18 protein-coding genes, 2 tRNA genes and 1 pseudogene are annotated in these 22,459 nt (G+C 65.8%); 11 read left to right on the top strand and 10 right to left on the bottom strand.

Annotated elements, in window-relative coordinates; genetic code table 11:
• Window positions 1-24: 24 nt before the first annotated feature.
• From QE412_RS12540 to rpmH, 8 genes are all read right to left on the bottom strand, one after another.
• The gene (locus QE412_RS12540; RefSeq protein WP_307484240.1) at window positions 25-1,005 is read right to left on the bottom strand and encodes a ParB/RepB/Spo0J family partition protein; all 981 of its coding nucleotides are present in this window, start codon (window positions 1,003-1,005) and stop codon (window positions 25-27) included.
• Window positions 1,005-1,979, bottom strand: coding sequence for a ParA family protein (locus tag QE412_RS12535; RefSeq protein ID WP_373426549.1), 975 nt, complete (start codon window positions 1,977-1,979; stop codon window positions 1,005-1,007). The genes QE412_RS12540 and QE412_RS12535 overlap by 1 nt, the downstream gene beginning before the upstream one ends.
• A gap of 4,691 nt (window positions 1,980-6,670) precedes the next feature.
• Window positions 6,671-7,300, bottom strand: coding sequence for a 16S rRNA (guanine(527)-N(7))-methyltransferase RsmG (gene rsmG, locus QE412_RS12530; RefSeq protein ID WP_307484234.1), 630 nt, complete (start codon window positions 7,298-7,300; stop codon window positions 6,671-6,673).
• Window positions 7,301-7,305: 5 nt separating this feature from the next.
• Entirely contained in the window at window positions 7,306-7,809 is a 504-nt protein-coding gene (locus QE412_RS12525) for a Jag family protein (protein WP_307484231.1), read from the bottom strand.
• Between the two features lie 17 nt (window positions 7,810-7,826).
• Window positions 7,827-8,900, bottom strand: coding sequence for a membrane protein insertase YidC (gene yidC / locus QE412_RS12520; protein WP_307484229.1), 1,074 nt, complete (start codon window positions 8,898-8,900; stop codon window positions 7,827-7,829).
• Between the two features lie 2 nt (window positions 8,901-8,902).
• Window positions 8,903-9,205, bottom strand: coding sequence for a membrane protein insertion efficiency factor YidD (yidD, locus tag QE412_RS12515; RefSeq protein WP_307484228.1), 303 nt, complete (start codon window positions 9,203-9,205; stop codon window positions 8,903-8,905).
• A 51-nt stretch (window positions 9,206-9,256) separates the two neighbouring features.
• Window positions 9,257-9,595, bottom strand: a complete 339-nt coding sequence (gene rnpA, locus QE412_RS12510) for a ribonuclease P protein component (protein ID WP_307484226.1) — start codon at window positions 9,593-9,595, stop codon at window positions 9,257-9,259.
• A gap of 8 nt (window positions 9,596-9,603) precedes the next feature.
• The gene (gene rpmH / locus QE412_RS12505; RefSeq protein WP_013584598.1) at window positions 9,604-9,741 is read right to left on the bottom strand and encodes a 50S ribosomal protein L34; all 138 of its coding nucleotides are present in this window, start codon (window positions 9,739-9,741) and stop codon (window positions 9,604-9,606) included.
• A 293-nt stretch (window positions 9,742-10,034) separates the two neighbouring features.
• Here rpmH and dnaA point away from each other — a divergent pair, with 293 nt between their 5' ends.
• The 10 genes and pseudogenes from dnaA to QE412_RS12455 all read left to right on the top strand — a co-directional run bounded on the left by dnaA (window position 10,035) and on the right by QE412_RS12455 (window position 20,741).
• Window positions 10,035-11,462: a chromosomal replication initiator protein DnaA gene (gene dnaA / locus QE412_RS12500; RefSeq protein ID WP_307484223.1), complete on the top strand. Its 1,428-nt coding sequence runs from the start codon at window positions 10,035-10,037 to the stop codon at window positions 11,460-11,462.
• Between the two features lie 450 nt (window positions 11,463-11,912).
• Window positions 11,913-13,064: a DNA polymerase III subunit beta gene (dnaN, locus tag QE412_RS12495; RefSeq protein ID WP_307484220.1), complete on the top strand. Its 1,152-nt coding sequence runs from the start codon at window positions 11,913-11,915 to the stop codon at window positions 13,062-13,064.
• Window positions 13,065-13,110: 46 nt separating this feature from the next.
• Window positions 13,111-14,262 (top strand): DNA replication/repair protein RecF, encoded by a 1,152-nt coding sequence (gene recF / locus QE412_RS12490; protein ID WP_307484217.1) that lies wholly within the window; start codon window positions 13,111-13,113, stop codon window positions 14,260-14,262.
• Window positions 14,255-14,743 carry a DUF721 domain-containing protein gene (locus QE412_RS12485; RefSeq protein ID WP_307484213.1) on the top strand — a complete coding sequence of 163 codons (489 nt, stop codon included), beginning with the start codon at window positions 14,255-14,257 and terminating at the stop codon, window positions 14,741-14,743. Before recF ends, QE412_RS12485 begins: the two co-directional genes overlap by 8 nt.
• Window positions 14,744-14,862: 119 nt before the next feature.
• Window positions 14,863-16,897 (top strand): annotated as a pseudogene (gyrB, locus tag QE412_RS12480) (DNA topoisomerase (ATP-hydrolyzing) subunit B).
• Window positions 16,898-16,945: 48 nt separating this feature from the next.
• Entirely contained in the window at window positions 16,946-19,576 is a 2,631-nt protein-coding gene (gene gyrA / locus QE412_RS12475; RefSeq protein ID WP_307484211.1) for a DNA gyrase subunit A, read from the top strand.
• A complete protein-coding gene (locus QE412_RS12470; RefSeq protein ID WP_307484209.1) occupies window positions 19,573-19,974 on the top strand; it encodes a DUF3566 domain-containing protein in 402 nt (133 codons plus the stop codon). The genes gyrA and QE412_RS12470 overlap by 4 nt, the downstream gene beginning before the upstream one ends.
• Window positions 19,975-20,039: 65 nt before the next feature.
• A tRNA-Ile gene (locus QE412_RS12465) sits at window positions 20,040-20,113 on the top strand.
• 13 nt (window positions 20,114-20,126) lie between these two features.
• Window positions 20,127-20,199 (top strand) — tRNA-Ala (locus QE412_RS12460).
• Window positions 20,200-20,315: 116 nt separating this feature from the next.
• Window positions 20,316-20,741 carry an NUDIX hydrolase gene (locus QE412_RS12455; protein ID WP_307484207.1) on the top strand — a complete coding sequence of 142 codons (426 nt, stop codon included), beginning with the start codon at window positions 20,316-20,318 and terminating at the stop codon, window positions 20,739-20,741.
• 6 nt (window positions 20,742-20,747) lie between these two features.
• Here QE412_RS12455 and QE412_RS12450 read toward each other — a convergent pair whose 3' ends face one another.
• Entirely contained in the window at window positions 20,748-21,221 is a 474-nt protein-coding gene (locus QE412_RS12450; protein WP_307484204.1) for an aminoacyl-tRNA deacylase, read from the bottom strand.
• Window positions 21,218-21,790, bottom strand: a complete 573-nt coding sequence (locus QE412_RS12445; protein ID WP_307484202.1) for a DNA helicase — start codon at window positions 21,788-21,790, stop codon at window positions 21,218-21,220. Before QE412_RS12445 ends, QE412_RS12450 begins: the two co-directional genes overlap by 4 nt.
• A gap of 101 nt (window positions 21,791-21,891) precedes the next feature.
• Between QE412_RS12445 and QE412_RS12440 the strand changes: the two genes are divergently transcribed.
• Complete coding sequence (locus QE412_RS12440; RefSeq protein WP_307484198.1) at window positions 21,892-22,449, top strand: peptidylprolyl isomerase; 558 nt, start codon at window positions 21,892-21,894, stop codon at window positions 22,447-22,449.
• Window positions 22,450-22,459: the final 10 nt, after the last annotated feature.

The raw sequence follows: 22,459 nt of genomic DNA, 5'->3' as shown, positions 1-22,459 counted from the left end.
GCCGGCCGAACGGGACGGGCGAGGTCAGCCCGTGTAGCCCTCCTCGCCGAGGGTGGCGAGAATGCGATTCAGGTCTTGAATTGAGGCGAAATCTATGCTGATCTGGCCTTTTTTCGCCGTGAGGGTGACCCGGACCTTGGTGTCGAAACGGTCACCCAGCCGCTCAGCGATGCTGTCGAGCCCATTGCGACGAGAGCCCGCCTGGGGCTTCTGCCGCACCGGCGTCACGCCCGGCATTTTCGCCGCAGCCTCCGCTGCCCGAACGGAAAGATCTTCGTTGACGATCTTGTCCGCGAGCTTCTGCATGTCACGCGGGTCGTCGAGCGACAGAATGGCCCGTGCGTGTCCGGCGCTCAAGACGCCCGCGGCCACGCGCTGCTGCACGGGGACGGGGAGCTTGAGCAGTCGAATGGTGTTGCTGATCTGCGGACGCGAGCGTCCGATACGCGTGGCCAGCTCCTCTTGGGTGATCCCGAAGTCTTCGAGCAGCTGCTGATATGCCGACGCCTCTTCGAGCGGGTTGAGCTGCGAGCGATGGAGATTCTCCAGCAAAGCGTCGCGCAGGAGATACTCGTCCTCCGTCTCACGCACGACCGCCGGGATCGTCTCCAGCCCGGCTTCGCGGGACGCGCGAGTACGGCGCTCTCCCATGATCAGCTCGTAGGTGCCGTCACCCTTGTCCCGCACGACCACAGGCTGCAGCACACCGAACTCGCGCACGGAGTGAATGAGCTCGGCGAGATCGTCTGAATCGAAGTGCGTCCGCGGCTGCCGCGGGTTCGGCACGATCGCCTTCGGGTCAATGTGCACGAGGCGGGCACCGGGGACCGAAACGAGATCATCAGCGACGAGCGGATCCCTGTTGTCGGCAGAATCCGGGGGAGTGGCACCCTTGGAGGAGCTGGGCGCTCCCGGGAAGAACACGTCGACAGGACGAGTCTCCGAAGGCTCTGCCGTGGGGATGAGGGCGCCGATACCGCGGCCCAGACCGGTCCTCTTGGCCATCAGGAGCCACCCTTCTTCGTGGTGTCGCGTGCGACGATCTCGACGGCCGCCTCGCGGTAAGCGATGGCCCCCGCTGACTGGCCATCGTACGCGATGACGGTCTGGCCGAAGCTCGGGGCTTCCGAGACGCGAACCGATCGCGGGATGACGGTCTCTAGCACCTCATGCTCGAAGTGGGAGCGCACTTCATCGGCGACCTGCTGAGCGAGTCGGGTTCGACCGTCGTACATCGTCAGGAGGATGGTCGAGACATGCAGTCCTGGGTTGAGGTGCTTCTGAATCATCTTCACGCTGCCGAGTAGCTGACTCAGGCCCTCAAGAGCGTAGTACTCGCACTGGATGGGGATCATGACCTCCTCCGCTGCGGTGAAGGCGTTGATCGTGAGCAGCCCGAGCGAGGGAGGGCAGTCGATGATGACGAAGTCGAGGTGGTTGTCTTCGATAGCCAGGTAGTCGATGAGCGCCCCGCGCAGCCGGTGCTCTCGCGCCACCTGCGAGACCAGCTCGATCTCTGCGCCGGCGAGGTGGATCGTGCTCGGCGCACACAGCAGATTGGGCGACTCCGGGCTCGTCTGGACGATGTCAGCCAGCGGGAACTCGTCGATCAAGACGTCGTAGACGCTGGGCGTTTCCGCGTTGTGAGCGACGCCCAGAGCTGTCGACGCGTTGCCCTGCGGATCGAGATCGATCACCAGAACTCGAGCGCCGACCGACACCAGGGCGGCAGCGATGTTCACTGCGGTCGTGGTCTTGCCGACGCCGCCCTTCTGATTCGAGATTGTGAACACGCGGGTTCGGCCCGAGAATTCGACCTTCTGAGATTCCAGAGCGCGGCGCCTCGCCGACAAGTCGGCGATCTCGCGGGCGATGGGAGAGTCATCGAAGGATGAGGGCGCATGAGCCTCATCGGACTGTTTCACGTGAAACACACCTCTCCGTCGCCAACTCCGCCAGTCTACCCGGGGCTGCGCCATTCCTCGGCTGGAGTGCCCGCACCCTTGGCAAGATCACCCGCCGGGCCGCATGTTCACGCGGACGTGGTCGCCGGATCAGTGTCGTGCGGTCGACGCACGCAAGGGTTCCGAGGGTGGGGCGGCTCCTTTATGACCCACTCACGCGCGCATGCCACGGGCGCGGAGGTTGGCGTGGAGAGCTGCGGAGAGCAAGGGGACGAGCGTCAACGAGGCCGCGGTTACTCAGCGCACCTCTTGCACTCGTGACCCGGTGAGGCGCCCACCGCGGCCGGTGTCGCAGACACGGGGGCCCGTCTGCTTGATCTCACCGTGCCATCTTCTCCACGTCGACTCGCTCCCATGCCGCCGCGCTCCCGGGCGGGCGATTGGGGCTGGCGGCGGTGCGCCCGCACCTGTCGCCCACGCCCGACCGCGGTGTCGGCGCCACGAGCCTTCCCCGAGCTGAAGGACGGCCCGACGAAGCACATGCTCGCCGCGCGGCTCAGCCGCATGGGTGGTTCGAGCCACACTCGTTCGGTACGCGGGTCATCACATCGCGACGACTGCGAACGAAGTCACCTCCGCCCATCTGCCGCCGTGACCGTGATCGGCGGCCGTCCCACGCTGGCCTCGACGACGGGTGGTCGGATCCACGTCATCATCAGGGGGCGGGTGCGTCTGGTCTCGTTCGCATGGACAACACATCGGAGCGCGAGACAGCTGAGGCGGTCGGTGGATCCTGTGCCGTGACCCCACCCAGGGGAGGCCCCCCACGTCTCTGAGCTGGTTGGATCACGTGCACACCTCGCGACATCACCATCACCAGAGGACGCCCGCGCTCACTGCGCGCGAGCCTCCGCCGTCCGATGTTTCACGTGAAACGCTCGCGCGTGGACAGTCGAGCATCTTGAGTCGAGCCCACCCGGACGCACCCGCCCGTTGCTCTCCGGGGAAGGACCCACAATGATCGGGTCTGCTGGCCGCCAGCCTGCCTCCTCGTAGCTCCGCGCGGGCAGTCGCGCAGCCACTCGCCCATCGTCCGCGCCACAGCCATCACGCGACTCCCTGGCGTGCACATCCTCTCCACGGGCTGTATCCCCGCGACGCGCGATTCCTCCGACCATCGCACGTCGGACCGCCGGGCAATTCTGGGCTGTCGCGACAGACGCATCCTCGCGAGACTGCTTTCGGCGACAGGACGCGCGCCTCGGTGGCCGGTACCGTCGCACGTTCTCCTCACGACCGACCTCGGTCTCGGGATTTGAGCCGGCTTGCGCCGCCGTTCACCGTCCTGCTCCTCGTGTCAATGGGCAGGTATGCAGGTGCGGCGGAAATCCCAGGGACCCATTCCTCACGCCGAGCCTGTGTGATCCATTTCCTCCCGCTCTCCCCTTCCCCCTGCCTGCTTCTCGTGCTGAGAGCGCCATGTCCGAGGTGCACGTCCGTGTTCTGGGTCGCTTTTCTCCCTGTTTCGTCACCGCCGATGCATGCGCATGTGCCTGGTTGTGTGCCACCCCAGAGCGACACCTTTCCGTCTCCGCGGGGCGCCCTGCGTAATGTCCGAGCGGAGTGCGCTGCCCGCCCTGCGGCTGGGAGGTACATCATGTCGTTCCTGCAGTGTCGCGGTGTTTCACGTGAAACTCACTCGGAGGTTGTTGGTCGACCCAAGCTGCCGCTCGCCCAGCAGACTGCCGATCACGTTCACGACCTCGTTCCGCGGCGAATCGAGGCACGCGCCACTCCGCCCTGCATCCGCCAGGCCAGCGCCGTGGCGCCCCTCCATCATTGCCCCACCGTGATCCAGCCCGGCAGAGACATTCCGGGTTCGTCTCGGTCTGACGACTGTCCCCGTCCCGCGCCATCTCCTGTTCGCGTCTACCGCTCACCTCATCACCTTCGTGATTGACGCGGTCGCGGCCTGCACATCGACAGTTCCCTGCTTCGCGCCTTCCCTTGCACGCTTCACAGCGTGCGTGCCATCTGCTGCATCCTCCAGCGCGCGGAGTAACCTCGGGGCGCGACTCTTACCCGCACGACATTCCACCCACGCAACGTTGCGGCAGTCGTCCGCGAATGAATCCTGCGTCACCTGACGCCGCGGCCCGCCCGCCGAGTCCAGGCCTCGACGACCCGTGCGGATATGTTTCACGTGAAACGCTCGTTTACCTCAGCATTGACGACCCGCGGAACGCCACCTCTGGATCGCGATCAGATTGCGATGAGGCGCGAACCAGGCATCATCTGTCGACCCACAGCTGCGCGGCGCCAAGCGACACGAAAACCTCAGCGCGCGCATCAACTTCGATACCCCACCACCTCATCTACGCCCAGACCGCACGCCACGCCCGGCTCGCGAGCACCGAGCACATTCGGCCGGGCTATGCCCACGCGCAAGGCAACGCCATGCCGCGAGAGTGGGGCGACCAGCGACGCCACACCTTCGCGCGCGCAGGCTGCATTCTTTGATCGCGTTGGTGATCAGTACGTCCAGAGGGCGGCCGCGTCCCGTGGGTCATCCGGGCTCTTCGCTGGGTATTCACTGGGCGCCCGCGTGACATCGCAAAGGGGTGCTTGCCTATGCCGCTCGCGTCGCGGTGAGACAACTCGTGCACGGTGTGCCCCGGCGCCCATTGCGGTCAGCATCGATCCGCACCGTCACCGCTCCACACACGACAACGACTTATCGGGTGGTCGACAACACGATTACACGTCCCGACATGACGCATCTCACGTCCCGGGATGCTCGCGCGCCCCTCGCACCGCGTACACGTGGCTCCCGCATTTCGTGCGTGCGCGGATTCGCATCGTGAGTCAACAGAGGAACGCGACCAGCATCCACCGTCGATGTCTCGACTCTGCGATCCCCTCGATTCTCTTCAGGATTGCGTTCGTGCCGAGCAGCTCACGCCACACCGGAGCACCACCCCATCATGCAAGCGTCGTGCTCATGAACGTCGCCCACGTTCCTCGAGTGAAGTGAGGGCGGATCGCCATCACCGCTTCATACGGTTTCACGTGAAACACGCAACGTGCAGACGGGACATCTGGCGCGCCCCCGTAGCTCCTCCCGGACGATGAACTGTCCGCATGAGCCACCCTATGGATCAAGGGCATCCCGCACCACGACGTCCGCAACAGTTCCACACGCCACCCACCTCATCAAGGTGCACGACACGGAAAGCACCTGCGGAGGAGTGTCGTCGCCCGCTTCGGGATTCGGAGATAGTGCGCCGGGGGAGAGGTCCTGATCATCGTGCGCTCACAGCGATACCACTCGCACGCACTCACTCCATGACGACCCCAGGGATCGAGGACGATCTCTCCACCTGCCCACCGTCTCAACGCCCCGTACACGTTCGGCCGCGACGATAGTCCATTCGGCCCGACGAGGATCGTCGAACGAGATCACGCAGTCCGTGTCGCACAAGCCAAGATGACGCATCGTCGATCCACCATTGTCGGCCGACACCACCCTCATTGAATACGGCACCGAGGCCTCGTGCAGCGAGCGAGCTCCACCCCATTCCCGCATCGTGCATGCTCGCACAGCCGTGGGCTGCGCACTCTGCGGAGGGATCGTCGAAACCGGCTCCGACAGGGCTCTCAGCCACGCCGGTGCGTCAGAGTTCGTGCGGAATGAGATTGTGGAGGTGTCCACCCCGTTGAAGTACACCTCCCTCGCCATGCATCGCCAGGATGACGAGAGTGAGGTCCTTGCCAACGACAGCGCCCGCGACAGCCAAAATCCTCACCGCCCACGTCGGGGAGACGACGGCACCGTCGTCGGCGGCATCCTCGTTCACCAGCGGAACCAGATGCGGGGGATGCCGGGCGATGCCGCAACCCGTGGCACGCGGGAGAAGACGGTTGGCTCGTCGTCTCGGTCTGCGGAGCACTGTCACCCGACCCACGCCTCCAGTGCGAGGCCGAGCGCGAGAGGATGCCCGCAAGCGCACGGGTCTCCGAGTGGGAAGCCTCCCTGCCTCCGACATCGCTGGGTGTGCACACGCGTGCCCGTAGGGATCACCGGGGATAAGCACGCGATGGACGACGCGCCGATCACGGCAGATGACATGGCGAGCCTCAGCAGATCTGAGGTCGCGGCGCCAGCATCGTGATGTGACGACGACGGAGGAGGCGCTGGTCGTCACACTCAACCCCGTTCTCAACCCAGGGATGGTGTCGACTCGTCGCGGGGGAGTCGGCCCAGCTGATCGAGGGCGCGACGTTCACGTTCCACGTGAAACATCGCAAACGACTGGAGCGTGACGAGAGCGAGCGGGGGCGATTCACGAAAGACCCATGGCACCCAGGCAGAAGACCAGGCGACGAGTCGAGCACCTGACCGCGGACCAGCGTGCGGCAGACCGACTTCCTGGGTAGCCGCCTCAGCTCGAGAGAGCGATTACCCGAGGATGTGCCCGACTGCGGACGTCAGGCAACATACGACACCGCAGACCCCGAGAAGCCCCGGAGGTCATCACCATCCACAGAGAAAATCAGCGATCTTCACCGCGCCGCCGTTGCATCGACAAAAGCGCCTAGATCGCGCGTCGACGCGGATGCAGAGACGCTCGACCGCAGCGCCGGCAGCGAAGACGTGACATCCGTGTGGCTCGACAAGCATCAGAGCGTGCCCGTTTTATATTCACATGAATGAACACCGGCGTGCATAAAGCCGATGAGCTCGTACGCCCGATTCGGTGACGCCCTCAGCGAGCGACGGTCGCGAGGAAGACGCGCGTCGGTTCGTCGAGCACGCCTTCGCCGACCACCTCGACCGCCACGTCCTGCAGCCCGTACTTTCGGATCTGCTTGGCCGCGGCATCCACCTCGTTCGCGACGTTCGCGCCTTTCAGCAACACGAGTCGACCGCCCGGTCGCGCCAGGGGAGCGGTGAAGGGCAGAAGCGTACGAAGCGCGCTCACGGCGCGAGCCGTCACCACGTCGAAGATGCGTCCCCGATCCCACTCCTCACCGCGCAACCGCTCGACGGTGACGTTGTCGAGCCCCAGCGCCGACACCTGCTCCGTGAGCCATGCCGTGCGCCGCTCCATGGGCTCGATGAGCGTCCATTCCACGTCCGGACGGGCGATGGCCAGCACCAGGCCGGGGAGCCCGGCTCCCGATCCCACGTCGACCGCTCGACCGGAGAAGTACGGTGCGGCGATCACGCTGTTCAGAACGTGACGCGTCCACAGACGAGGCACCTCGAGGGGTCCGATCAGACCTCGCTCCTCGCCGTGCATCGCGAGAGCCGAAACGAACTGGCGCGCCGTGTCGATGCGGTCGCCGAAGAGGGCGACAGCGGCGGCCGGCTCGGGCTCGAGCTGTTCGGGCATTCCGATCAGCCGCGACGCAGCACGGTGTGACGATCAGCGCCCTCACCGAACGACTCGGAGGAGTAGCCGCGCGCGGCAGCGATGTCGTGCACGAGCTTGCGCTCGTAGCTGGACATCGCCGGCAACGACGCCTGCGATGCGCCCTCATCGATGCGAGCGATTGCGCGGTCGACGAGCGTCTCTAGCTGCCGCTGTCGTGCATCGCGCGAGCCGCCGATGTCGAGGATGAGGCGCGAGAAACGTCCCGTCGAGTTCTGCACGGCCAAGCGCGTCAGTTCTTGCAGGGCTTGAACGGTATCGGGATGCGACAACAGAGACAGAGCGTCGGCGTGGTCGGCTTCCACCGACACGTAGGCACGACCCGCACGCACGTCGAGCGCGAGGTCGCCGTCGATGTCGGCGATATCGAGAAGCCCCTCGAGGTAGTCGGCGGCGATGTCGCCCTCCTGCTCGAGCTGCTCCTCGGTGGCGGCGGTCTGGTCGGGTGCGATCTGATCGGACGTCGTCATCGGGATCTTTCGGGTCGTCAGGAGGCGGGGGAGGAGCCGGGCGAAGGAGTGGAACTCCCCTGCGCGCCGGTGTTCTTGGCGGACTGCTGCTTCTTGGCACGCTGCTTGCCGACGGGCTGCTGGCGCTTCGGCTGCGCTGCGCGCGCACGCTCCGCCTCCTCGAGGAGGCGCTGCTGCTCAGCGTGGTACTTCTCGATCGGCACGACCTTGCCTGCCGCGTCGATCGCCTTGCCCTTGCGGGCCAGGCGCTCTTCGCGAGCCTTGGCAGCGTCGGACCCCGGCGTCGGCATCTCTCGAATGACGACGAACTGCTGCACCATCGTCCACAGGTTGCTGACGAACCAGTAGATGACGACACCCAGCGGGAAGAAGATGCCCGAGAAGATGAAAGCCAGCGGCAGGATGTACAGCATGATCTTCTGCATCTGATACGCCTGGCCGGTCTTGGCCTCGGGCGACAGGTTCTTCGAGATGATCTGCAACTGCGTGAAGAACTGCGAGGCGATCATGAGCACGACCAGCGTCAGCAGAATGGCGACGGTGACCTGGCCGTCGGGCTGACCCCACGCCGTCACGAGGTTCACGTGCATGGATGCCACATCGAACAGACGCGCGTCGTAGAACTCTGTCGTCAGCTCGGGGGTGAGCAGGCCGACACCACCGACACCGCTCGCCGCATGCTTGGACACGTCGTTCAACACACTGAAGAGCGCGAAGAAGATCGGCATCTGCACCAGCAGGGGAAGGCAACTCGAAACCGGGGTGGTGCCGTGCTTCTTGTACAGCGCCATGGTCTCGCGGCTCATGGCCTCACGCGAGAGCTGATCCTTCTTGCCGCGGTACTTCTCCTGCACCTTGCGCAGTTCAGGAGCGATCTCCATCATCTTGCGCTGACTCTTGATCTGCTTGACGAAGAGAGGGATGAGCGCCGCGCGCACGATGAGAACGAGGCCGATGATCGACAGCACCCACGTCAGACCCGCCGCCGGCGGCAGGCCAACGGCGGTGAACAGCGTGTGCCACCCCACCAGCACGAGTTCGACGGCCCATTTCAGTGGCCAGAGGAGGGTCCCAATGAGATCGAATTGCACGATCAGTCCTTTCGGGAAGGCACGACGAAACCGTGCGGAGTGAGTTCGTGGCGGAAGGCGCGGTGCGGACGGACATCGTCGATGCCTCCCTGAGCCCAGGGATGACAGCGTGCGAGACGGGCCGCGGTGAACGCGATGCCCTTGACGAGTCCGTGCTGCTGCACAGCGCCCACCGAGTAGGCGGAGCATGAGGGGTAGTACTTGCACACGTCGCCGTAGACGTGCGAGATGGTCGCCCGATACGCGTGGAGCAGAGCCAGACCTGCGTTCCGGGGGGAGGAGAGGGAGCGCTGCCAGAACCGCATCGGGCGAGAGGCGACCGGCCCCCGTGGCCGAGCTCGGCAGAGTCGAAGCACTCATGCCGCTGCCTTGCGCTGCAGACACCGGACGACGTCCGCGCGCAGCGTGGAGTAGTCGACGGTGGCAGCCGAGGGTAGTGCCCGGATGACGATGGAGGCGCCCCCGCGCATCGACGGGAGCGCCTCGGCGCACACCGCCTTGAGGCGGCGGCGAACAGTGTTGCGGGTGACCGCGGAGCCGACCTGTCGGCTCACGATGAAGCCGAAACGCGGCGGGTCTGTCTCAGCCGACAAGCCGACATAGGTCACGGTGTGCGCTCCGGCACAGCGAGAGCCCCGTCGGACTGTGGCTTTGTAGTCCGATCCGCGGGTGAGTCGGTTCGGCTTCGCGATCACCGGGGCTGTCAGGCCGAGAGCTCGGTGCGTCCCTTGGCGCGACGCGCGGCGAGGATGCCACGGCCGGCACGGGTGCGCATGCGGGCACGGAAGCCGTGCTTCTTGGCACGACGACGGTTGTTGGGCTGGAAGGTGCGCTTGCTCATGGGTCACTCCGGAGGTGGTGTCGCCCGATGCTCTTCTGCCGGGGACGGGGTCGGGACTGCCGTATAGGCATAAGTCAACCGACTAAGGCTACGTCGTGCGCGGCGTTAACTCAAACCGGGAAGTCGACCGCTTATTATCCCCAGGCTCTCTCCACAAGCGTGGCAAAGACACGCGGCCGGGTCTTACAGTGGATTTTGCTCCGCGAGAGCCGCGAACTAGCGTGGCCCCGGAAGTTATCCACAGGTTCGACGCGACTCGTCGATCGCCGTCGCGTCTAGGTCCCAGGGGAGATATGTCTTTGCACGAAGTACCGGATGTTCCCGTCTGGTCGGCCGTGCTGGACCAGCTTCTCACCGACGACCGCGTCACGCCGCAGCTTCACGGCTTCCTCAACCTGGCCGTTCCCCAGGGCGTCATGGGGGGAACCCTGTACCTCGACGTCCCCAACGATCTGACCGCCGCGCAGTTCAACAAACGCATGCGCGCATCGATTCTCGAGGCGCTCGCGCAGGTGCAGGGCAGCGACCCCGATGTCGGAACGTTCCGCGTGGTCGTCAATCCCGATCTCATCGATTCGCACCGCACGAGCTCCCCCGCCGAAGAACGGTCGACGGCGGCACCGGCGGCCAGCAGTCTGGCGACGACAGCCGTCGAGCAGACCCCCGAGCCCATCGTGCCCGCCTCGCGCAGCGATACCCGCCTGAACCCGAAGTACACCTTCGACAACTTCGTCATCGGCCAGTCGAACCGTTTCGCGCACGCAGCTGCCGTGGCGGTCGCGGAAGCGCCGGCCAAGGCCTACAACCCGCTCTTCGTCTACGGCGACTCCGGTCTCGGCAAGACCCACCTGCTGCACGCCATCGGCGACTACGCCGCCAGCATGTACGCAGGCATCCGGGTCCGCTACGTGTCGAGCGAGGAGTTCACGAACGACTTCATCAATTCGATCGCGAACAACCGCGGCTCGGCCTTCCAGGCCCGATACCGCGATGTCGACATCCTCCTGATCGATGACATCCAATTCCTGCAGGGCCGCGCAGAGACGCAGGAAGCCTTCTTCCACACCTTCAACACGCTGCACGATCACGACAAGCAGGTGGTGATCACGAGCGATCTGCCCCCGAAGCAGTTGACCGGGTTCGAAGACCGCATGCGCAGCCGCTTCGAGTGGGGTCTGATCACCGACGTGCAGGCGCCCGACCTCGAGACCCGCATCGCCATCCTGCGGAAGAAGGCGCAGAGTGAACGGCTGCTGATCCCCGACGATGTGCTGGAGTACATCGCCACGGTCGTCTCATCGAACATCCGCGAGCTCGAGGGTGCGCTCATCCGCGTCTCGGCCTTCGCGAGTCTGAACCGTTCGACGCTCGACATGTCACTGGCTCAGACGGTGCTGCGCGACATCATCGACCAGGACGATGCGAACGTCATCTCGCCGACCGACATCATCACGGCGACGGCGCAGTATTTCAAGCTGTCGGTCGACGACCTCTACGGATCGAGTCGATCACAGGCCGTCGCGACGGCGAGACAGATCGCCATGTATCTGTGCCGTGAACGAACGAGTCTGTCACTGCCGAAGATCGGACAGCTGTTCGGCAACCGCGATCACACCACCGTGATGTACGCCTACAAGAAGATCAGTGACCTGATGAAGGAGCGCCGCTCGATCTTCAACCAGGTCTCCGAGATCACGAGCCAGCTCGGACGCATGCGCTGACAGCCTCGCTGGCCCCCCCGGCCCGTCCACCATCGGTGGGCGGGCCTCTCGCGTTTTTCCGGGCGTAGCGTCGCTCACACGACTTCTCACGGGCACTTCCCGACGGAGTTCTACACAGTGTGGAAAACCTGTGGATAACTCAGATTTGCTGCGGATGACTTGTGTAGGAAATCGACCGCCCTGTGGAGGAACGCTCTCCGGGCGATCGAGTCATCGCTGTTAACTGCCCAGCCTGTCCGCAGCGTGTCCACAGGTGACAACCGTGTAGTTCCCTGCTGTTAACACGCGTGTCGTCAGTTATCCACAGTCTCCACAGCTGTTAACAAGATGAAGACTCTTTCTCGTTGTTAAGAGAGATTCGATGACCTCGGCACAGCCACGGCTGTCCGCGGCTCGTTCGAGCGGTGGCACTAGCATGGGTAAGCCATACCCGCCGTCAAGGGAGCATCCGTGAAGTTCCACGTCAATCGCGATGTGTTCAGCGAAGCCGTCTCGTTCGTGGTCAAGCTCCTGCCGCAGCGCAATCCGCAGCCGATCCTGGCCGGTGTCCTCATCGAAGCCGGAGAGCACGGACTCACCCTCGCCGCATTCGACTACGAAGCTTCCGCGCGCACGACGATCGAGGCGACCGTCGACGAACCGGGTACGATCCTCGTCCACGGTCGACTCCTCAGCGACATCGCCAGCCGACTGCCGAACGCACCGATTGAGATCGCCGTCGACGACGACGGAGGCATCCTGCTCACCTGCGGTTCGGCGCGATTCACGCTCGCCTCCATGCCGGTGCAGGAATACCCGGCTATCCCCGAGGTGACAGGCGAGTCCGGTCTCGTCCCCGCCGACGAGTTCGCCACAGCCATCGCGCAGGTGGCGTTCGCCGCATCCCGAGACGACGTCACCCCGGTTCTCACCGGCGTGCAGCTCGAGGTCACCGGCACGCAGCTGAGCCTGGTGGCGACCGACCGCTACCGTGTCGCGCTGCGGGAGATTCCGTGGGACGGCGGTGCCGCGGCATCCGACGAGCCCACTTCCGCGCTCGTTCCCGCGCGCACGCTCCAAGAAGTCGGCAAGACCTTCGCCCACAGCGGCGACATCTCGATCGCGTTCTCGGGCTCGGGTGACCGTGAGATCATCGCGTTCACGGCGGGGAACAAGACCGTGACCTCGCTGCTCATCAAGGGAAACTTCCCGCCCGTGCGGCGACTTTTCCCCGCCCAGACCGAGCACCACAGCGTCGTCAACACCGCCGAGCTCGCCGAGGCCGTGCGCCGCGTCGCGCTCGTGCTCGACCGTTCCGCGCCTCTGCGTTTCAGCTTCGGTGCAGAGGGTGTGTCGATGGACGCGTCGGGAACCGAGCAAGCGCGCGCGACCGAGTCGGTCGACGCGACTCTCGTCGGCGACGAGGTCACGCTCGGACTGAACCCGCAGTACCTGCTGGAGTCCCTCGGTGCGGTGCGCAGCGAGTTCACGCGCATCACCTTCACCTCGAGCGACAACGCCAACAAGCTCAGCCCCGTGCTGATCACGCCGCAGACGTCGGTCGACAAGGGCGGCGAGGGAACCTTCAAGTACCTCCTCCAGCCCAACCTCCTCCTGCGCTGACAGGTCGACCCGGCACCGTGTCGGAGGCGGCGGGTAGTCTGACTCGGTGATCGTGGAGCAGCTCGGACTGAAGGATTTCCGCAATTACGCGGGCGCCGACGTCTCACTCTCCGCGGGAGCGAATGTTTTCGTCGGCCGTAACGGTCAGGGCAAGACCAACCTCGTCGAGGCCGTCGCCTACCTGGCCACACTCGGCTCGCACCGTGTCTCGAACGATGCGCCGTTGGTGCGCGACGGAATGGATGCCGCGATCGTCCGCGCTCGGCTCGCTCACGGAGAACGCACTGTCCTGTTGGAGCTCCAAGTGAACCGGCAGGGAGCGAACAAGGCGCGCGTCAACGGCGTCAACGTGCGCACGTCGGAGCTGCCGCGTTACGCGCAGGTGGTGTTGTTCGCACCGGAAGACCTGCAGATCGTGAGGGGCGATCCGTCTGCTCGTCGTCGGTTCGCGGATCAGCTGATCGTGCAGCGCACCCCCCGTATGGCCGGCGTGCTCGGCGATTACGACCGCGTGCTCCGTCAGCGCAGCGCTCTGCTGAAGTCTGCACGCGCGCGGGGCCTGCGCGGCGACGCGCTCAGCACCCTCGACGTCTGGGACGACAAGCTCGTCACCCTCGGCACCGAGGTGATCGAGGCGCGGTTGGCCCTGGCATCCGATCTTCTGGAGCCCGTCGCGCGGGCATACGCGGCGATCGCCGGCGCCGACCATCACCCGCATCTCGCCTGGGCCTTGTCGGTGGGCGGTGGCGACCCCGAAGAGGGCGATGCCGGTGAATCCACCGAAGCGGGGCCGCTCGCCGAGCAGTTCCGGTCCGCCCTCGCGGCACGCAGGTCGGCCGAGCTCGAGAGGGGCCTGACGCTGGTGGGGCCGCACCGCGATGATCTCGTCTTGAAGGTACGCGGGCTGCCGGTGAAGGGATACGCCTCGCACGGCGAGTCCTGGTCGGTGGCCCTGTCACTGCGTCTCGCATCGGCGGAGCTGCTACGTGCGGAATCACGGCTCGGCGACCCCGTGCTCATCCTCGACGACGTCTTCGCGGAGCTCGATGCGGGTCGCCGCGCGCGCCTCGCGGACCTGGCGGGAGGCTACGAGCAGGTCATCGTGACCTCGGCGGTCGAAGAAGACGTGCCGGCGGGGCTGCGCGCCCACGTCGTGCGGGTCGAAGCCGGTCGAATCCGGGAAGACACCGATGAGTGACGACGCCGAGCTGCCGGAGACGATGGCGACCTACCTGCGGCTGCGGGGGCTTGAGCCGTCTCCGTATCGCAAGAAGAAGCGTCGTCGCCGAACCGACGACGGCGAGAACGCCCCCTTCGCCCCGGGCCGTGATCCTCGGGGACTCGGCGATGTGCTCTCGGCGCTCACCCGCACGGCGGGATGGGAACCTCAACTCTCGCGGGAAGACCTCGTGCGCACGTGGGACGAGGTCGCCGGCGCCGAGACCGCTGCACACACGAGGCCCGTCGCCCTGGACGCGGGGATGCTCACCGTCCAGGCCGACTCGACGGCGTGGGCGAAACAGCTGCAGTTGATGCGGGCGCACATCCTGTCGGAGATCGTCCGGCGCTTCCCCGAAGCGGGGGTGGAGTCGATCCGGTTCGTAGGCCCCGACGTCCCCTCCTGGAAATGGGGGCCGAGAGCCGTTCCAGGCCGCGGTCCGCGCGATACCTACGGTTAGGTCATGGTCGATCCTGAAACGGGTCGATTTATCCCCGTGGAGGGGCGTACACGCCATTTCTGCGGGCCCTGCGCGGTAAGATGGAGCTTCCGACGAACCGATCTGGAGCGCGCGTACCCATGACGTCCGAAAACCCCGACAGCGTTTCCGAGGAACCCGAAGCCACCGCCGCGAAGGTTCCCAACGAGTACGGGGCAGACGCCATCCAGGTGCTCGAGGGCCTCGAGGCCGTGCGTAAGCGCCCCGGCATGTACATCGGCTCCACTGGCGAGCGGGGCCTGCATCACCTCGTCCAAGAGATCGTCGACAACTCCGTCGACGAGGCCCTCGCCGGCTACTGCGACACCATCGACGTGACGATCCTCAGCGACGGTGCCGTGCGCGTCGTCGACAACGGCCGCGGTATCCCGGTCGACATGCACCGCACCGAGGGCAAGTCGACCGTCGAGGTCGTGCTCACCGTGCTGCACGCCGGCGGAAAGTTCGGCGGTGGCGGCTACGCGGTGTCGGGTGGTCTGCACGGCGTCGGTTCGTCGGTCGTGAACGCGCTCTCGACGCGCCTCGAAGTCGAGGTCCAGCGCCAGGGTCACGTGTGGCGTCAGTCGTTTCGCACGGGTGGTGTGCCGCTGGCCCCCCTCGAGAAGGGCGAAGAAAGCGACAAGACCGGTACGTCGATCACCTTCTGGCCGGATGCCACGATCTTCGACACCATCGACTTCGACTACGACACGCTGCGCACGCGCTTCCAGCAGATGGCGTTCTTGAACAAGGGTCTGCGCATCAGCCTCCGCGACGAACGGCCCCAGTCCGTCATCACCGAGGGTGAGCCGGGCGAAGAGGTCACCGAGGCCCGTCACGACTCGTTCCTGTACGAGCGCGGACTGGTCGACTACGTCGAGCACCTCAATCGCGTTCGCAAGGCCGACGTCGTCAACGACGAGATCATCGAGGTCGAGTCTGAGGACGCCGAGCGTCACATCGCCCTCGAACTGGCGATGCAGTGGACGACCGCCTACACCGAGAACGTCTTCACCTACGCCAACACCATCAACACCCACGAGGGCGGCACGCACGAAGAGGGCTTCCGCGCGGCGCTGACGACGCTCGTCAACCGCTATGCACGCGCGAACAATCTTCTCAAAGAGAAGGACGACAACCTCACCGGCGACGACATCCGCGAGGGGCTGACCGCGGTCATCTCGGTGAAGCTGTCGGAGCCGCAGTTCGAGGGTCAGACCAAGACCAAGCTCGGCAACACCGAGGCGCGCGCGTTCGTGCAGAAGGTCGTCGGCGACAAGCTGGGCGACTGGTTCGACCGCAATCCGGGGCAGGCGAAGAACATCATCCGCAAGGCGATCGACGCGGCGACGGCCCGTCTCGCCGCTCGCAAGGCCCGCGAGACGGCGCGTCGCAAGAGTGTCTTCGAGTCGGCGGGCCATGCCCGACAAGCTCAAGGACTGCACGTCGAAAGACCCCTCGATCAGCGAGATCTTCCTCGTCGAGGGTGACTCGGCCGGAGGGTCGGCGGTGCAGGGGCGCGATCCCCACACGCAGGCGATCCTGGCGTTGCGCGGCAAGATCCTCAACGTCGAACGCGCCCGCCTCGATCGCGCTCTCGGCAACAAGGAAGTCCAGGCGATGATCCAGGCCTTCGGCACGGGTATCGGCGAGGACTTCGACATGGCGAAGGCCCGGTACCACAAGATCGTGCTGATGGCCGATGCCGACGTCGACGGCCAGCACATCACGACGCTGCTGCTCACGCTGCTCTTCCGCTACATGCGTGGGCTCATCGAGGCCGGTTTCGTCTACCTCGCCCAGCCTCCGCTGTATCGCCTCAAGTGGTCGAACCACCCTCACGAGTACGCCTACAGCGATCGTGAGCGCGATGCGCTCCTCGTCGAGGGGCAGGCCGCCGGCCACCGTATCCCGAAAGACAACGGCATCCAGCGTTACAAGGGTCTCGGCGAGATGAACGACCACGAGCTGTGGGAGACGACGATGGACCCGCAGACGCGCACGTTGAAGCAGGTCACCATCGATGACGCCGCGGCGGCCGACGAGATCTTCTCGGTGCTGATGGGAGAAGACGTCGAGTCGCGCCGGAGCTTCATCCAGCGCAACGCCAAAGACGTCCGCTTCCTCGACATCTGATCCTGCCCCGCGCTGATCGACGAACACGCATTACGGAACTGAGAAGACATGGCTGACGACATCACGCCCGAACCCGACGACGTCCGGGGCGAGCCGGCGCACGACCACGGCAAGATCGACCAGGTCGATCTGCAGCTCGAGATGCAGCGGAGCTACCTCGACTACGCCATGAGCGTGATCGTCGGTCGCGCACTGCCCGACGTGCGCGACGGCCTCAAGCCCGTGCACCGCCGTGTGATCTACGGCATGTACGACGGCGGCTTCCGTCCCGACAAGTCGTTCTCGAAGTGCGCCCGCGTCGTCGGCGAGGTCATGGGTCACTACCACCCCCACGGTGACGCCCCCATCTACGACGCCCTCGTGCGTCTCGTGCAGCCGTGGTCGCTGCGCTACCCGCTCGCTCTCGGGCAGGGCAACTTCGGCTCGCCCGGCAACCAGGGCGCCGCGGCCCCGCGTTACACCGAGACGAAGATGGCTCCCCTCGCGCTCGAGATGGTGCGCGACATCGAAGAAGAGACCGTCGACTTCCAAGACAACTACGACGGCCAGACGCAGGAGCCGACGGTGCTGCCGGCACGCTTCCCGAACCTGCTGGTCAACGGCTCGGTCGGCATCGCGGTCGGCATGGCGACCAACATCCCGCCGCATAACCTGCGCGAGGTCTCGGCCGGCGCCCTGTGGGCCCTGGAGAACCCGGATGCCACGCGCGAAGAGCTGCTCGAAGCGCTCATGGAGCGCATCCCGGGACCGGATTTCCCCACCCGCGCGCAGATCCTCGGCACCCGCGGCATCAAAGACGCGTACCGCACCGGCCGCGGCTCCATCACGATGCGCGCCGTCGTCAACATCGAGGAGATCCAGGGCCGTACGTGTCTGGTGATCACCGAGCTGCCGTACCAGGTCAACCCCGACAACGTCGCGGTGAAGATCGGCGACCTGGCCCGCGAGGGCAAGATCACCGGTGTCGCCGACATCCGCGACGAGAGCTCGGGCCGTACCGGGCAGCGCCTGGTCGTCGTGCTCAAGCGCGACGCCGTCGCCAAGGTCGTGCTGAACAACCTCTACAAGCACACCCAGCTGCAAGAGAACTTCGGCGCCAACATGCTCGCGATCGTCGACGGCGTGCCGCGCACGCTGTCGCTCGACGGCTTCATCAGCCTGTGGATCGACCACCAGGTCGAGGTCATCGTCCGCCGCACGCGGTACCGCCTGCGCAAGGCCGAAGAGCGCATGCACATCCTGCGTGGCTACCTCAAGGCGCTCGATGCGCTCGACGAGGTCATCGCGCTCATCCGTCGGTCGCCGACGGCTCAGGATGCCAATGAGGGCCTGCAGAAGCTTCTCGACATCGACGAGGTGCAGGCGCAGGCGATCCTCGATATGCAGCTGCGTCGTCTGGCGGCCCTCGAGCGGCAGAAGATCGTCGACGAGGCGACGGAGCTCGAGGCCCGCATCGCGGACTACAACGACATCCTCGCCACCCCCGCTCGTCAGCGCACGATCATCCGCGAGGAGCTCACCGCGATCACCGATCGCTTCGGCGACGACCGCCGCACCGAGATCCTGCACGGATTCGACGGTGACGTGTCGATCGAAGACCTCATCGCGGAAGAAGAGATGGTCGTCACGGTCACCCGTGACGGATACATCAAGCGCACGCGCAGCGACAACTACCGCTCGCAGCATCGTGGTGGCAAGGGCGTCAAGGGCGCGCAGCTGCGCGCCGACGACGTGGTCGAGCACTTCTTCGTTACGACGACGCATCACTGGCTGCTGTTCTTCACGAACAAGGGCCGCGTGTACCGCTCGAAGGCGTACGAGGTGCCCGAAGCCGGGCGGGATGCCAAGGGCCAGCACGTCGCGAACCTGCTCGCGCTGCAGCCCGACGAGGAGATCGCGCAGATCCTCGACATCCGCGACTACAACGTGGCCACCTACCTGGTGCTCGCCACTCGCGGTGGCCTGGTGAAGAAGACGCGTCTCACCGAGTACGACACGAATCGCCAGGGCGGTGTCATCGCGATCAAGCTCCGCGGCCAGGCCGTGGAGGAGGGCGAGGAAGCCGAGCAGGGCGGCGCGGATGAGCTCGTCAGCGCGCTGCTCGTCGACGAGGGCGACGACATCCTGCTGATCAGCCGCCTGGGGATGTCGCTGCGGTTCTCGGCGACCGACAGTGCCCTTCGCCCCATGGGCCGGTCGACCTCGGGTGTGAAGGGTATGGACTTCCGTGAGGGAGACAGCCTGCTGTCGGCATCGGTCGCGAAGGACGACGAGTTCGTCTTCGTCGTGACCGAGGGCGGTTACGCCAAGCGCACGGCCGTGACCGAATACCGCATGCAGAACCGCGGTGGACTGGGTATCAAGGTGGCGCGTTTGACCGACGATCGCGGCGTTCTCGCGGGCGGCATGATGGTGTCGGAGAGCGACGAGGTCCTCGTGGTTCTTGCCAGCGGCAAGGTGGTACGCTCTGCCGTGGCCGAGGTACCTGCCAAGGGGCGCGACACGATGGGTGTCGTGTTCGCCCGCGCAGGAGGCGACGACAGGATCATCGCGATCGCCCGCAACGCCGAGCGAAACCTGGCCGAGACGACGGAGACGCCCACGGAGCCCACCGCAGCCGATGCGGTCGAGGACGCAGTCTCCGCTCCCGAGACCCCCGAGGAAAGTACTGACGCATGAGCACGGTAGCCGACAAACTCGCCAAGAAGTCGACTCACAAGACCCCTGCCAAGCAGGTGCGTCTGCGCCTGGTCTACATCGACTTCTGGTCGGCCGTGAAGCTGTCGTTCCTGGTGGCAGTCGCCATGGCGATCGTGACCGTCGTGTCGTACTTCCTGATCTACCTCGTCGTCTCGGCGACGCTATTGAGCAAGCTCGACGAGTTCTTCACCAGCTTCACCGACGGTGGGGCCACACTCTCGCAGTACGTCGGGCTGCCACAGGTCATGGCCTTCGCCGCGATCGTCGCGATCCTCAACCTCGTGGTGGTGACGGTCTTGGGCGCCGTGATGGCCGGGATCTACAACCTCGCCGTCAAGGTGACGGGTGGTCTGCTCGTCGGGTTCACCTCGAACTGACACCGATTCGTCAAAACCTCGCGAGTCCGGTAAAGTCTTCGAGGTTGACATCACGTCAGCGAGACGGGGCTATAGCTCAGGCGGTTAGAGCGCTTCACTGATAATGAAGAGGTCCCAGGTTCAAGTCCTGGTAGCCCCACCCCTTCCCTCTCGGGGCCTTAGCTCAGCTGGTAGAGCGCCTGCTTTGCAAGCAGGATGTCAGGAGTTCGAATCTCCTAGGCTCCACAACATCGAAAGAGCCGGTCCTCTCGGACCGGCTCTTCTCGTTTCAGCCCGACGTCGCCGGGGTGTTCCGCTCCCGGGCGACGACACGGGTGCGACCGTCTCGCTAGAGTCGGCTCATGGACATGCGGGTCGCCGCGTACGCCGTCGTCACCGACGCCGATGACCGTGTGCTGCTCGCCCACTGGGTCCATGGACGCCGTGCCGCCTGGACGCTGCCCGGCGGGGGCCTCGAAGACGGTGAAGACCCGTTCCACGCCGTTCGGCGCGAAGTGCGCGAAGAGACCGGCTATCGGGTCGTCGTCGACGAGCTCCTCGGCATCCATTCCCGGGTCATCCCGGCCCGCACGCGCGAGGACGCGACGGGGCCGCTGCACGCGCTACGGATCGTCTATCGCGCGCGCATCGTCGGAGGACACCTGCGCAACGAGGTCGATGGCTCCACCGACCGGGCGGAGTGGTTCACCCTGCAGGCGACGCGCAAGATCAGACGCGTGCAACTCGTCGACATCGCCCTGCGCATGGCGGGGCTGCTGAGCTCGTGAGCGCCGTCAGGCGCGCTCCGTGCTGATATCGGCCACCACGGCGCCATAGACCGAGAGGAGGTCGTCGGCATCGACGAAGAGGCTGTAGCCGTGCGCCCCCGCCCCCATAGCGATGCGCGTACCGACGATGCGCTCGTCGGCGTAGACAGGCCAGGCCGTCGAGCTGCCGATGGGGACGATCGTTCCGCGTTCGTACCCGGTCGCTGCCAGGGCGACGTCGGGCTCGGGGAGCCGCAGCTTGTTCACGCCGACGACCGAGCGCAGCTTCGGCCACGAGATGGCACGGTCGCCGGGAACAAGGGCGAACAGGTAGGTGTCATCGGAGCGTTTGACCACGAGGGTCTTCACGATCGAGGCGGAGGGGATGCCGAGCAGCGACGCCGCCTCGTCGAGGTTCGCCGCGGCGGGCCGTGCGCGTACATCGACACAGAGGCCGCGCTCGCGCGCGGCCTCTCTTACTCTGATGGTGGGGTCGCTCACGCGTCCGGCGCACGAAGCGGGTCGTCGGCCACCCAAAGCTCGTCGTCGGCGCGCAGCGTCTGCCAGGCCGCGTACGCGACGCCGGCAGCAGCGATCACACCGAGGACGATGGCGATGACGCCACCGGCGCCGATGCCGTCGTTCTGTGCGGGAAGCTTCTTGGCGAGGCGCTTGGTGGCCTGCTTTCCGTACTTCTCGGCGCGCTTGGCGTACTTGTGCGCGTCGAGTTCGAACCCACGACCCTTCGCCAGACGGTCGCGGGTGTCGCCCGCGGCGTCCCACACAGACAGGGCGCCCCCGACCACGGCGCCCGCGGCGGGCACGAGCTTGGTGCTGAGGAACCGGTTGCTGTACTTCACGCTCTTGTCGACGTACGGCGCGGCGTACTTGTGGTAGCCGTCCTGCACGGCGGGGACGAGGTCTTCGCGGCTGAAGCGACCGAGCTGGTGGCCTGCTTCACGAGCGACCTTCCCGCTCTCGCCCAGCAGCACCTGCTGCGACTCCCACACCTTGGCGGCGTGCTTCTGGAGCTTGCGCAGTTCCTTCTTGCTCTTGCGGCTGAGGCCCACGGCTCATCCTCCCTGTCGATGGGATGTACGTTGCGTTCATCTTGCCAGAACGCGCGCCCTGCGCCGCCGACCCTTGCAGATAGTTCTGAGAGAATGTACCCATGGCCAACCACACCGCCGTCGCGACCCTGCACACCAATCACGGCGATATCGTCGTCAACCTCTTCGGCGATCACGCGCCCCGGACCGTCCGCAACTTCGTCGGTCTGTCCGACGGAACGCAGGAGTGGACGAACCCGGCGACCGGCGCCAAGGGCGAGGGTCCTCTCTACAAAGACGTCATCTTCCACCGCATCATCCCCAACTTCATGATCCAGGGCGGCGACCCCCTCGGTCAGGGAATCGGCGGTCCCGGCTACACCTTCAACGACGAGATCCACCCCGAGCTCGATTTCACCGCGCCCTACAAGCTCGCCATGGCCAACGCCGGCCTGCGTCGCAACGCCATCACGGGTCAGGCCGAGGGCACCAACGGCTCGCAGTTCTTCATCACCACCGACCCCACGCCCTGGCTGCAGGGTAAGCACACGATCTTCGGTGAGGTCGCCGACGAGGCGTCCAAGGCGGTCGTCGACGCCATCGCCTCCGTCCGCACCGCCGCCGGCGACCGTCCGATCGAGCCCGTCGTGCTCCAGTCGGTCGACGTCGTCACGGTCTGACCCTTCGGGC

The sequence above is a fragment of the Microbacterium trichothecenolyticum genome, from assembly GCF_030818955.1.
GTDB lineage: Bacteria > Actinomycetota > Actinomycetes > Actinomycetales > Microbacteriaceae > Microbacterium > Microbacterium trichothecenolyticum_B.
The sequence above is the reverse complement of the archived record's forward strand: the minus strand, read 5'-3'. Positions and strand labels throughout refer to the sequence as shown.